The organism is Salicibibacter halophilus (genome assembly GCF_006740705.1).
Classification (GTDB): domain Bacteria; phylum Bacillota; class Bacilli; order Bacillales; family Marinococcaceae; genus Salicibibacter; species Salicibibacter halophilus.
On sequence record NZ_CP035485.1, the window covers coordinates 377,009 to 388,994 of the forward strand.

12 protein-coding genes are annotated in these 11,986 nt (G+C 45.3%); 7 read left to right on the forward strand and 5 right to left on the reverse strand.

What is annotated here, in order from left to right; translation table 11 throughout:
- The first annotated feature begins 30 nt into the window (after positions 1–30).
- The 7 genes from EPH95_RS01905 (at position 31) to EPH95_RS01935 (ending at position 6,782) form a co-directional block, all read left to right on the forward strand.
- Entirely contained in the window at positions 31–975 is a 945-nt protein-coding gene (locus tag EPH95_RS01905; RefSeq protein WP_142086847.1) for a dimethylarginine dimethylaminohydrolase family protein, read from the forward strand.
- Positions 975–1,724: a DUF429 domain-containing protein gene (locus EPH95_RS01910; protein ID WP_142086849.1), complete on the forward strand. Its 750-nt coding sequence runs from the start codon at positions 975–977 to the stop codon at positions 1,722–1,724. Before EPH95_RS01905 ends, EPH95_RS01910 begins: the two co-directional genes overlap by 1 nt.
- Complete coding sequence (locus EPH95_RS01915; RefSeq protein ID WP_142086851.1) at positions 1,697–2,311, forward strand: protein-L-isoaspartate(D-aspartate) O-methyltransferase; 615 nt, start codon at positions 1,697–1,699, stop codon at positions 2,309–2,311. The genes EPH95_RS01910 and EPH95_RS01915 overlap by 28 nt, the downstream gene beginning before the upstream one ends.
- Positions 2,312–2,403: 92 nt before the next feature.
- Positions 2,404–4,068 (forward strand): FAD-binding dehydrogenase, encoded by a 1,665-nt coding sequence (locus tag EPH95_RS01920; protein ID WP_142086853.1) that lies wholly within the window; start codon positions 2,404–2,406, stop codon positions 4,066–4,068.
- A 260-nt stretch (positions 4,069–4,328) separates the two neighbouring features.
- Positions 4,329–4,940: a TetR/AcrR family transcriptional regulator gene (locus EPH95_RS01925; protein ID WP_227004009.1), complete on the forward strand. Its 612-nt coding sequence runs from the start codon at positions 4,329–4,331 to the stop codon at positions 4,938–4,940.
- 131 nt (positions 4,941–5,071) lie between these two features.
- Complete coding sequence (locus tag EPH95_RS01930) at positions 5,072–6,016, forward strand: ATP-binding cassette domain-containing protein (protein ID WP_142086857.1); 945 nt, start codon at positions 5,072–5,074, stop codon at positions 6,014–6,016.
- Positions 6,009–6,782 (forward strand): ABC transporter permease, encoded by a 774-nt coding sequence (locus EPH95_RS01935; RefSeq protein WP_142086859.1) that lies wholly within the window; start codon positions 6,009–6,011, stop codon positions 6,780–6,782. The genes EPH95_RS01930 and EPH95_RS01935 overlap by 8 nt, the downstream gene beginning before the upstream one ends.
- 409 nt (positions 6,783–7,191) lie before the next feature.
- Here EPH95_RS01935 and EPH95_RS01940 read toward each other — a convergent pair whose 3' ends face one another.
- The 5 genes from EPH95_RS01940 to EPH95_RS01960 all read right to left on the reverse strand — a co-directional run bounded on the left by EPH95_RS01940 (position 7,192) and on the right by EPH95_RS01960 (position 11,907).
- Positions 7,192–7,842, reverse strand: coding sequence for a DUF421 domain-containing protein (locus EPH95_RS01940; protein ID WP_227004010.1), 651 nt, complete (start codon positions 7,840–7,842; stop codon positions 7,192–7,194).
- A 415-nt stretch (positions 7,843–8,257) separates the two neighbouring features.
- Positions 8,258–9,049 carry an SDR family oxidoreductase gene (locus EPH95_RS01945; RefSeq protein ID WP_142086863.1) on the reverse strand — a complete coding sequence of 264 codons (792 nt, stop codon included), beginning with the start codon at positions 9,047–9,049 and terminating at the stop codon, positions 8,258–8,260.
- Positions 9,027–9,920 carry a fumarylacetoacetate hydrolase family protein gene (locus EPH95_RS01950; RefSeq protein ID WP_142086865.1) on the reverse strand — a complete coding sequence of 298 codons (894 nt, stop codon included), beginning with the start codon at positions 9,918–9,920 and terminating at the stop codon, positions 9,027–9,029. Before EPH95_RS01950 ends, EPH95_RS01945 begins: the two co-directional genes overlap by 23 nt.
- A gap of 70 nt (positions 9,921–9,990) precedes the next feature.
- A complete protein-coding gene (locus EPH95_RS01955; protein ID WP_319592811.1) occupies positions 9,991–10,719 on the reverse strand; it encodes a carbon-nitrogen family hydrolase in 729 nt (242 codons plus the stop codon).
- 12 nt (positions 10,720–10,731) lie between these two features.
- Complete coding sequence (locus EPH95_RS01960; RefSeq protein ID WP_142086867.1) at positions 10,732–11,907, reverse strand: pyridoxal phosphate-dependent aminotransferase; 1,176 nt, start codon at positions 11,905–11,907, stop codon at positions 10,732–10,734.
- Between the last annotated feature and the right edge of the window lie 79 nt (positions 11,908–11,986).

The window sequence follows — 11,986 nt, forward strand, 5'->3', positions numbered from 1 at the left end:
TGGTCTTAGAATGGTCGAAGGAGAGATGACATGAAGGTCAACGTACAAGGAGAACGATGGCATCCTTCTGAAAAATCGTTTGCCGAAGAGATGCCTGACCATTGGGGACAATGGTATTGTGATTCGGAAGTCGCCCCGCTGAAAGCCGTGCTCATGCACAGACCTGGCGATGAAATTAGCGAGATCCATGAAAACAATTATGCCGATTACCGTTTCCGAGGCTCCATTCAACCTGACCGTGCAAGAAAACAACAGGATGCTCTGGCGAAAATATATCGTGATCATGGCATTAGCGTGCATTATGTCAAACATCAGCGAAAGGACAAGCCCAACGCCATGTACGTGCGAGACTTAATGTTCATGACGCCGGAAGGCGCTATTGTGGGCAGGGCAGGAAACCCTTTCCGGCGAGGGGAAGAAAAAGCTGTCGCCCAAACGTTAACGGAATTGGGCGTGCCCATTATATCAACGATTAATGGGAATGGTATTTTTGAAGGGGCTTGTGCGATGTGGTTGGACCGTGAAACCGTTGTGTTGGGGACCGGGAGCAGAGCAAACGAATCCGGTATCCGACAGGTAGAATTTGAGCTGCGAAATCTTGGCGTTACCGATATTATTAAAACGCAAATTCCTTACGGCAGCATCCATTTAGATGGATATATGAATATGGTTGCGAAAAACAAGATGGTTATTTTTCCGTGGCATGTGACCTATGATTGTGCCAAACAGTTGATGGAGCGTGATATTCAGCTTATCGAAGCCACAAATATCGAAGAAATTAAACATATGATGGCATTAAATTTTGTGGCGCTTGAGCCGGGCAAAGTCGTTATCCCTGCTGGTAATCCGGACACAACAGCATTGCTCCGGCAGGAAGGGATCGAAGTCATTGCCGTCGAGATGGATGAAATCATGAACGGTTGGGGCGCAAACCATTGCATGACCGCATTTTTAAGAAGGGAACCTCTGAAGTAATGACACCAAAAGTTATTGGCATTGGCTGGGATGTAGGAGGTTGGATGGGAAGCAATCATGGCGTTGCTATTTGTGAGTGGGACCCTGCAAAACAAACCATTGAGTGGAAGGGCGCACCGACAGAAATATCGATTCCGAATAGCGGGCGACTATCGCTGCAACAATTAATAAGTTCCGTCGATGATACCCTTAATTCGGACGATGATCGCCGCATGATTATTGGCGTGGATGCCCCGCTTGGCTATCCGAAGGCATTCATACAACTCATCAACGGAGAAATAAACCCGGTCGATAAGCCTGAAAAAGAAATCCAAAATCCGCTTGCATATCGATATACGGACCGAGCGATCTATGAAATATTGGGGAAAAAGCCTCTATCCGCTGTTTTTGATAGAATCGGGAATAATACGACCGTCGCGATGTCCCACGCGAAGTTGTGGGAAAAGCGCGATGGCTTCAAAATTTATCCAATGGCAAAGCAAGGAAAAGAAGACAAAAAAATTATAATAGAAGTGTATCCTGCTCTGCTTAAAGCATCTAAAAAGTCGGAAGCTCATACAAACATCAGACAGTATTTGCCCACCAACATTAAACCTGGAACCGACGCCTACGATGCCTGTATTTGTGCCCTTTATGCCATTGCTTTTGGCGTAAACGATTCACCCTTGCCCAACCTCGCGCACCCTCCGACGCATGAAAAAGAAACGGTAAAGGAAGAGGGATGGATTTATTATTTCGAAAAGGGGTGAATAGATTGCATAACCAAGAAAAAGAAATCAACCGCTATTTTGAGCAAATGGACCGTAGTTATTTTATCGATGAAAATAAAGAATTGGCCTCATTAGACCAGGCGTTATCCATTGGTTATGGGCAAACCATTTCCCAGCCGACGCTCGTATTAAAGATGACGTTGGAACTCGGCCTTTCCCCTGAATCCAGAGTACTGGAAATCGGGACAGGCTCCGGTTTTCAAACCGCTCTACTGGCCGCGTTTTCCGACACCGTCTACACCGTTGAACACATTAAAGCCTTGCACGAGCGGGCAAAAGAAAAATTGCAGGAAGCGGAATTTACAAACATTCACTTTAAACAGGGGAACGGAAGCCGCGGTTGGAGAGAAAAAGCCCCCTTTGACCGCATCATGGTGACTGCTGCCGCTCCGGAAATACCGGAACAGCTCCTCGAACAGTTAAAAAACGGCGGAAAGATGATTATCCCCATCGGCGGTCCGCACAACCAGGATTTAACGTTGATCGAGAAAGATGAAGAAGGGGAAATCACTTCCACATTCATTATGCCGGTCGTTTTTGTAGGTTTGATCGGAGGAGAAGACTAAACAGATTTATTGAGAAACAAAATGTAATCCTTCGAATCTATGATAAAATATTGAAAACGCTTTCTATTAGGAACGAAGGAGGCCTTCACACCATGGACACCGATGTTATCGTTGTGGGCGCAGGGCTCGCGGGATTGGTTGCAACAGCAGAAATCGCTGACGCCGGAAAAAAAGTTTTACTTTTGGATCAAGAACCGGAAGCTTCATTGGGAGGCCAAGCGTGGTGGTCGTTTGGAGGCTTATTTCTGATTGATTCCCCGGAACAGCGCCGAATGAGGATCAAAGATTCGTTGGAATTGGCGTGGCAAGACTGGATGGGCACGGCCGATTTCGATCGTAAAGAGGATGAAGATTACTGGGGGAAGAAATGGGCGAAAGCTTATTTGAAATTCGCCGCCGGGGAGAAACGTGAATGGCTACGCAGGAAGGGCGTTCGATTTTTTCCGGTCGTAAGTTGGGCGGAACGCGGGGGTTACCTTGCCGAAGGCCATGGGAACACCGTTCCCCGCTTCCACATCACCTGGGGCACAGGCCCGGGCTTGGTTGAACCATTCGAACGAATCGTCCGCGAGCATATGAAAAACGGACAAGTCGATTACCGGCCGCGGCACCAGGTAGACCGCCTTATGACAAAAAATGGGACAGTTGTAGGGGTTAGTGGCTCCAAACTAGCCTCAAGCAATAATGACCGAGGAGAAGAAAGTCCTCGAGAAGTGACGGGAGAGTTTGAGTACCTTGCTGCAGCAGTTTTGGTGTCGAGCGGAGGCATAGGGGCAAACTTTGATTTGATTCGTGAAAACTGGCCGAACCGGCTCGGGGACCCACCCAAACGTATGATTTCCGGTGTGCCGGCGCATGTCGATGGCCGCATGCTTTCCATTGCCGAAAAGGCTGGCGGTCGTATCGTTAATCGGGATCGTATGTGGCACTACACCGAGGGCATTAAAAATTGGAGTCCGATTTGGCCCAAACACGGGATCCGTATCCTTCCGGGACCGTCTTCGATTTGGCTTGATGCTCGTGGCCAGCGTTTCGTCTCTCCCAATTTTCCGGGTTTTGACACTTTGGGTACGCTGAGCGCCATACAAAAAACCGGATACGATTATTCCTGGTTTATTCTAACGGAAAAAATCATTGAAAAGGAGTTCGCGCTTTCGGGATCCGAACAAAATCCGGATTTAACCGAAAAAAGTATCAAAAAGGTGCTAAACCGGGTGAAATCCGGTGCTCCGGCTCCTGTTCAAGCCTTTAAAGACAAAGGCGAAGATTTTGTCGTTGCCGATACGTTGGAAGAACTCGTCAGCGGGATGAATGCCTTGACTGATGAGCATTTATTGACTGTTGAAGCTATCGAACGCCAAATCCGTGCTCGAGATCGTGCCATTGCTCACAAATTTACAAAAGATCTGCAAGTGATGGCACTTCGCAGCGCCCGTCAGTATCTTGGTGATAAAGTGAGTCGAGTTGCCAAACCACACAGCATTCTCGATCCGAAAAACGGTCCATTGATTGCCGTACGTTTGAATATTCTCAGCCGTAAAACGTTGGGCGGCCTGCAAACGAATTTATCCGGCGCTGTTTTGAACGAAGCAGGGCAAGCGATACCCGGGCTTTATGCCGCCGGAGAAGTTTCCGGATTCGGAGGAGGCGGTGTCCACGGCTACCGATCTTTAGAAGGAACCTTTTTGGGCGGGTGCCTGTTTACAGGACGGACAGCAGGGCGCGCGATAGCGGCAGAATTAGAGGGAGAAAAATAACGAAGGGTGGGAGAACCATTCTTCGTTATTTTTTAAATTTTCATGTTGGCAGCATAAATTTAAGTACAGTAACCTGGGTGAACAGAAGGTATGGTTGAAATTCATGTACCAGAAATGATTTACTTAATAACAACACATATAAACATGAAAAATACCCCACTCGCCTGTCTTGACAAAGCAACGCGTTCATCATACTTTTATATGGACTCGTAAATTCAATCCAAAACTTCTCTTAACAAAACAAAGGAATGAAAATAAATATGGCGCCGTTAAATAATGAACAAATAGAACAGAAAAAAAATGAAAGAAAAGCCCAGATCATGCGTGCTGCAATTAAAGTATTTGCGGATAATGGCATTAAACTAACAAAAATAAGCATGATTGCAAAAGAAGCGAAAGTGAGCCATGGATTGGTCTATCATTATTTTAATTCCAAAGACGAGATACTATCTGAAAGCTTGGAGTGGGCAATCGAAGAAAAAAAAGCCGATCAAGTTTTTCATGATCTAAAAGAAAGTCAGAATAGCCCCTTGGAACAAATAAAGCAGTTTACCCAATTTGCATTTACAGAGAGCGATACAGAAATCACTAGTAGCGTATTTCGAATCATGCAGAATTTAAGTTCTTCCAATGGTTTGCCTGATCATTTAAAGGACCTCGTGGAAAAAGCAGGGCAATTCTATATTGAATCACTGTATCCGTTGTTCTATGAAGGACAGAAAACCGGAGAGATTATTCAAGGAGACACAGAAGAGTTGCTGGGTGTCTATTTGACAATCTTGTCCAGCATTATGGCAGATGATCCTTCATTTTGGAAAGAACACATGGAATGGAAAGTGGAGATTTTGTTAAGAATGATTTCAGCAAGATAAATATTGCAATTGTTCTTGACACAAAAAAAGAAACCTTTTATTATTTTATTGACTGATTTAGTCAACCAAAATTTTTTTGCTATATTATTGACTGAATAAGTCAATCAATAAATACGGAAGGAGATTATTCCATGGATGAACCTGTTATATCGGTAAAAAACATTAGAAAAAGCTACGGGAAACAAACTGTTTTAGATGGATTGAACTTTGACGTAAAACATGGATCCATTTTTGCACTACTTGGAGAAAATGGAGCAGGGAAAACGACGATGGTTCGAATCTTGACTACCTTGATAAAAGCTGATGGAGGCTTGGCGACAATTGGCGGTTACGATATCAAACATGAGTCCCAATCTGTGAAGAAGATAATCAGTTTAACCGGCCAGTATGCGGCAGTAGATGAACTGCTCACAGGTGAAGAAAACCTGCAAATGTTGGGGCGGTTAAATCATCTTGATCGCGATACTGTTAAAAAGAGAACAGAAAAACTATTGAATCAATTTGATTTGCAAGATGCTGCCAAAAAGCGAGCCCAATCCTATTCCGGCGGAATGCGCCGCCGGCTCGACATTGCAATCAGCCTGCTTGCCGACCCAAAAGTGATTTTCCTGGATGAGCCAACAACAGGGCTAGATCCACGTAGCCGCAAGAATATGTGGAACTTGATTCAGCAACTTGCAGAAAACGGCGTAACCATCTTTTTAACAACACAGTATTTAGAAGAGGCTGATCAGCTTGCAGACAAAATTGCTGTTATCAGTGGCGGCAAAATCATTGAAGAAGGGACATCGGAGGATCTTAAACGTATGGTTGGTCAAGACAAGCTAGAGTTAACGTTTAGGGATCAGACGTCGTTTCATCAAGTCAAAAATATTCTGGAGGGACAAATGAACGAGAACGAATGGAGTCTCTCGGTTTCCACGGAAGGTTCAACGGAAAATCTGCGCCAACTGTTGAACAAATTGCATGAATATGAAATTGAACCAGCGTCTATCAACATTCGTAAACCGACTTTGGATGATGTCTTTATGGAACTAACAAGCGATCTTAATGAAGGAGCTAGTGTAAATGACTGATTCAAAATTATTTTGGGCTGTTTTGGACGGTTGGACGATGGCCCGGCGTAGCTTAAAACATATTTTTCGAGAAACAGAGTCCCTGGTGATGGCGATTGGATTACCCGTAGCCATTATGATCATGTTCGTCTATGTCTTTGGGGGAGCGATTCAGACAGGCACGGATTACGTGAACTATGTTGTCCCCGGTGTGATCATTACATGTGTAGGGTTTGGGAGTTCCATCATAGCTCTAAGTGTCACCCAGGACATGGTTGGCGGTTTATTTGAACGTTTCCGCAGCATGCCAATTCTTCCTTCTTCATTAATGGTGGGCCATGTCATCGGAGGCTTCGTCCGTAATGCAGTCGCAACGACAGTCGTCTTTATCGTTGCGTTGCTCATTGGATTCGATCCGAATGCGGAGTTGCTGGAATGGCTTGGTGTCATTGGTATCTTGTCTCTTTTTATGTTTTCGGTCAACTGGTTATTTGTTGTCTTTGGTTTACTTGTAAAAAATGTGGAAACGGCCAACGCCATAACATTTCCAATGTTATTCCTGCCTTATGTCAGCAGCGCCTTTGTTCCAACCGAGACAATGCCATCGTGGCTTCACGCATTTGCAGAAAATCAACCGATGACCCCGCTTATAGAGACATTACGTGGACTTTTGCTTGGAACACCAATTGGTCATAATCATTGGTTGACGATGGCTTGGTTTGGAGGCTTGCTAATCGTTTCGTTCATCGTTGCAACAATTTTGTTTAAGAGACGTAAAAAAGAGTAGTGTATATTTAACTGACAAAGTCGGTCGATGACAAGTTTGACTCGAATTGACCAAAAAGAAAAAATAAGAAAAGGCACACACTATCCTGTGCCTTTTTCCATGAAGATGGGATTGGACATCGAAGATATGTAGGTCAATGAGACAGCGTGATTTATTTGTATGTATAACAGATCGATAAGGAAAGATGAAACAGTGGAACGAAAGAAATTAAGCATGTGCACAAACTAGCTACACACTGTGGATAAACCTCTCCTCTCAAAATTCATTTTTAAGTTAACATAATATATATTATCGGAAGTATTAACTGTGAGTAACAAGTTGCGAACATACCCCTGTGGTTGCATTATTCCGAATGCATAGATATGCATTCGGTCTTCTTCTCCCCTTTTAACGACAGGAACGAAATAGATCACTGTAATTTATCCGGTATTTGTTTCTCCTGATTACCATCTTTATCGATGGTCTCCGTAAAAATATTGCCTTGTGCAGAATTGCCATCGTTATTTATGTTTGCTTCGCCATTTTGGATCAGTTGCATTAAGTTTTCGATGTCTTCCTTTGTTGCCGGTTGCTTTCCTGGTTTTAATGTGTAGCCCAACTGCCCACTTGACTCAATCGTTGCGTATTGGACATCTTCAATTGCAGTAATCCCTGCTTCTCTTAACCGGGCTTCAACTTTATCGGCCGGCAGTAACATCTTTTTTAAATTTTTTTCATGAAGCATGCCATTTTCGATAACCGGCACCGCTTTTCCTGAAATCACCGTTTCTGCACGATTAAATTTGATCTGGAGATACTCCGTAACAATGAGACAAAGAATCAAAACGAAAGCGATTGCCAACGTCCACCACATGCCATTTCCTGTGAGCGGCTGAATCATCAGTGAACCGATTCCGATCATAATTGCCGTTTGCGGAATCGTCATTTGCGAGATGGACCTTCTGCCGCTAATTCGTAAAATCGTCGTCCCGCCGATGTAAATAATAATTGCTTGTAAAAACAATTCCATCATGAAATTCCTCTCGATGTTTTCCGTTGCAAACGGATGAGTTCCTTCCATAACATTTGCGTCTTACAGAATGGCTATACATCCTCTTAAATTGAACAAAAAAACATCGCCGTGCAATTACAATGCACGACGATGCGTCTTAATCACCTTTCATTTTCCTATCAATGCTTATATTTCAGTAAACAAACTTGCAAATCTAGTCGGATAACATGAGCAACGTTCTCAACACAACGAAAGCCCTTCCTACTCTTTCATCATTGCGGTTCCGTGACCGCGCCATAGGAATTGAGCATGTTCTTTTCTTGCAATCGGATATGTCCTATAAGTTTAGACATGGGAGTAAAAAAACTTAAGGTGATCATCGAGCAGCCGGTACTATGGGCTGATCGAAAGCCAACCATGAAAGAATACATTAAATATGACAGGATGTCAAATTGCGCCCTGCTTCCCGATTAACACTAATCCTTTATAAAGCCTTCACCAAACCGCCATCCACGAGCATGGCTTCTCCGGTCACGTAACTGTTCGCTTGTGATGCGAGGAAGACTACTGTTTTTGCAAATTCTTCCGGTTTGCCGTAACGCCCCGCGGGGATTTTCGCTTCTGCTTCTTTTCGCACGGTTTCCATATCCTTATTTTGTTTCGATGCTTTCAATTCATCGAGGGAAGCAACACGATCAGTCGAGATTCTGCCGGGACCGACAGTGTTCACAAGGATATTATCGGGCGCGTATTCAGATGCCAAACTTTTCGTTAAGCCGAGGACCCCGGCGCGAAATGTATTGGATAACACCATCCCGTCAAGGGCTTCTTTGATCGATGAAGAGGTTATATTCACAATGCGGCCGTTTTGCTGTTTTTTCATATAAGGAAGCACAGCTTCCGTTGCCCGAACGTAACTTAACAAGTTTAATTCATAAGCGTTTTGCCAATCCGCCATGTTGACATCATCAAAACCGCCTGCTTTAGGTCCCCCGCTGTTGTTAATCAAAATATCCACCGTGCCGTATTGGTCCACGGTCTTTTGCACCGCTGCCTTAATATCATCTTCATTGGTTAAATCACATATCGCGTACTGCAACTCTCCCCCGCCGATGTCTTGTTTGATCTCCCCTACTGTTTGTTCCAATTGCTCCTCATCACGGCTCGCGATGATAACATTCGCGCCTTCGCGTGCCAATTCAGTAGCAATTCCGCGTCCCAGCCCTTTACTTCCCGCCAAAACGAGCGCTGCTTTATTTTTCAGTTGTAGATCCATCACTTTTTCCTCCCTCTATTTTCAGATCTTTCACCGGATTTTCCAATAATGGGAAACCTGTTATCTCGCAACTTACCGTGTCGCCGTCTTTTAACGGAACCGCGCCCGGTGTGCCTGTGGATATAATGTCTCCGGGCTCCAATGTCATGACTTTCGAATGAAAAGAAATGAGCATTTCCGGTGGGAACGTCATATTGGCGACGACATTTTTGCGATGAAGGTTGCCGTTGATCCATGTAGCCACTTCCAGCTCGTGCACTGCGTCTATTTCATCTGGTGTGATCAATGCAGGCCCGAAACTGAAAAAGGTGTCAAAACTTTTCGACCGTGTTAAGTAACGCGGGTTTTTGGCCAAGATATCTTCCGCCGTCATATCGATGACCGTGGTATAGCCGGCAACGACGGATTGCGCATCGGACTCGGATACATTTTTACAACGCTTGCCAATCACAATCCCGAGTTCTGCCTCCCCGGTCGTACGTTCCGATTGGAGAGGCAATTGGATTTCCTCCCCCGGTCCAATGACGGTTGTTGCCGGTTTCATAAAACTTGCCGGTTCCGTATTGGGAGCCTTCTCATGTAAATCCGCCGCGTGGTCTACATAGTTCAGCCCGATTCCCCATATTTTAGGCGGCTTTCGGTATAAGGGGGCAAATGAACACTTATCAATAGCAGCGGCATCCGGCAACGAACCTTGCGCCTCGACCCATGTTTGGAGTTCCTGCACACGTCCCGTTTCAATCAAAGCCTGGATGGTAATGGGGAAATCTTTCTCGTCCGAGTGATTTATATTCTCCACCGGAAGGAGTTCATCCCCTCTCAATATCCCTGCGGCCTCTTTCTTCCCTTCTTGATAGCTGACAAGTTTCATAGACACGCTTCCTTTCAATAACGGGATGGGAGCCGGTTCTTTAACGATGGAACAGCTTCACGGAAATTATCTACTTCCGAGAGATCGATGTCGGCGACAAGTGTTTCTTCCTCGTCGGGGCTCCCGAGTGCGAGGACATTCCCCAAGGGGAAATGACGGTGGAATGACCGGAAAATGCTGCCCCGTTATAACTGCCGACAGATCCCGCTGCCACAATGAAACATTGGTTTTCAATCGCCCTTGCCCGTAATAAGGCATCCCAATGATCACGACGGGACGCCGGCCACTCGCCGAAGACATACATCACTTTTGCGCCGCTTACCGCCAGTGAACGGGCGAGTTCCGGAAACCGCAAGTCATAACAAATGAAGGAACCCATCGCTGTTTTTTGCAGTTCATAAGTTGTTGCTTTTTCTTTTCCTCCCGCCAAGTAACGAGGCTCGTCTAGCATCGGAACTAAATGAATCTTGTCATATTCATGGATGATCTCCCCTGCTCGGGAAATCGTGAGCGTACGATTCACAACGCCTTCGTTTGTCCTTACGGCAATCGAACCGGCAACGAGGTCAATCCCGTGTTCTTTTGCCAAACGTTTCAACATTTGCTGTGTTTGTCCGTTTTCCTCATCCGCGAGTTCCGCAATTTCAGGAAGCGCGTAACCGGTCGTCCACATTTCTGGCAGGACAGCAATATCCGGCCGGTGACGGTTCACGACGTCTTGCAGCCATTGCTGCACTTTTTTTCGATTCGTTTCCGGTTCTCCTGCTAGGATATCCATTTGATAAATTGCAATCTTCATTTCAGGCCACTCCTACCGAAAGAGATTTAATTTGGCTATACGATCCAACGCTTTTGCAATCGTTGCTTCATCATTCACGAGTCCCAAACGTACGTATCCTTCCCCATATTCGCCAAAACCGCGGCCCGGAGCAACGGCTACATGCGCTTCCTCCAGCAGCTTGTTCGCGAATGTGTCGGAGGTCATTCCTTCCGGACAAGGAAACCAAGCAAAAAAAGAACCTTTCGGTGCTTCCCCATTCCAGCCGATTTCTCGTGCCTTTTCCATTAATACATTTCGGCGCCCCTCGTACATATCGATGAGATGGTCCACATTCGCTTGTGATCCTGTCAGAGCATCAGCAGCAGCCTTTTGCACCGCTCCAAACAGGCTGACATACATGTGATCTTGAATCGTGTTCAGCATCCGAATGACCGATCGATTCCCGGCCGCAAATCCAACGCGCCAACCGGCCATATTATACGTTTTCGATAAGGTGTAAATCTCAATGCCGGTCTCTTTTGCTCCCGGGACTTGCAAAAAACTGTCATGCTGTTTTCCTTCAAAGCTGATCGCGCCATACGCAAAATCATGAACGGCACAAATGTCGTTGGCATGGGCAAAATCAACTGTTTCTTCAAAGAACGATTGATCAGCAACTGCTCCGGTAGGATTGTTCGGATAATTTAAGAACAGCAATTTTGCTTTTTCTTTCGCTTCTTCTGAAATCTCATTGTAGCGCGGCAAAAAGTCGTTCTCGGCCCGTAACGGCATCATTTCCATTTTCGCATTCGCAAGCGCCACCCCTGACCAATAGTCGGGATAACCCGGATCCGGCACGAGTGCTACATCGCCCTCATCAAGCAAGCATTCGCTTACTTCTACGAGTCCTCCTTTTCCCCCAAACAATACACAAACTTCTTCGTCGGGATCCAAGTCAACGTCATAATGCTGTTTATAGTATTCGGCAGCCGCTTCTTTTAAAAAACGGAAACCTTGAAAAGGGGAATATTTATGATATCGCGGTTCTTCCGCTGCTTCCTGCAACGATTCAATAATATGTTTTGGTGTCGGTTGATCCGGGCTTCCTTGCGCAAGGTTAATGACATCGTGCCCTTTATCTTTGAGGGCGAGAATACTTTTTTCCAGCTTCGCAAAATACTGATCCGGTAATCGTTGAATTGCTTTTGAGGCTTGAAATGTTTTCATCTGTGACGACATCCTTTTTTGGCTTTTTCATCAGTCTAACATCTTTTCTTCACAACCTACAGCTTTGAATCATTGGTGC

Excerpts from the sequence above, each read along its gene's own strand:
- EPH95_RS01935 (WP_142086859.1), top strand. The coding sequence starts at position 6,009 with ATGACTGATTCAAAATTATTTTGGGCTGTTTTGGACGGTTGGACGATG.
- EPH95_RS01925 (WP_227004009.1), top strand. The coding sequence starts at position 4,329 with ATGGCGCCGTTAAATAATGAACAAATAGAACAGAAAAAAAATGAAAGA.
- EPH95_RS01920 (WP_142086853.1), top strand. The coding sequence starts at position 2,404 with ATGGACACCGATGTTATCGTTGTGGGCGCAGGGCTCGCGGGATTGGTT.
- EPH95_RS01910 (WP_142086849.1), top strand. The coding sequence starts at position 975 with ATGACACCAAAAGTTATTGGCATTGGCTGGGATGTAGGAGGTTGGATG.
- EPH95_RS01915 (WP_142086851.1), top strand. The coding sequence starts at position 1,697 with ATGGATTTATTATTTCGAAAAGGGGTGAATAGATTGCATAACCAAGAA.
- EPH95_RS01950 (WP_142086865.1), bottom strand. The coding sequence starts at position 9,920 with ATGAAACTTGTCAGCTATCAAGAAGGGAAGAAAGAGGCCGCAGGGATA.
- EPH95_RS01960 (WP_142086867.1), bottom strand. The coding sequence starts at position 11,907 with ATGAAAACATTTCAAGCCTCAAAAGCAATTCAACGATTACCGGATCAG.
- EPH95_RS01930 (WP_142086857.1), top strand. The coding sequence starts at position 5,072 with ATGGATGAACCTGTTATATCGGTAAAAAACATTAGAAAAAGCTACGGG.
- EPH95_RS01940 (WP_227004010.1), bottom strand. The coding sequence starts at position 7,842 with ATGGAAGGAACTCATCCGTTTGCAACGGAAAACATCGAGAGGAATTTC.
- EPH95_RS01945 (WP_142086863.1), bottom strand. The coding sequence starts at position 9,049 with ATGGATCTACAACTGAAAAATAAAGCAGCGCTCGTTTTGGCGGGAAGT.
- EPH95_RS01955 (WP_319592811.1), bottom strand. The coding sequence starts at position 10,719 with ATGAAGATTGCAATTTATCAAATGGATATCCTAGCAGGAGAACCGGAA.
- EPH95_RS01905 (WP_142086847.1), top strand. The coding sequence starts at position 31 with ATGAAGGTCAACGTACAAGGAGAACGATGGCATCCTTCTGAAAAATCG.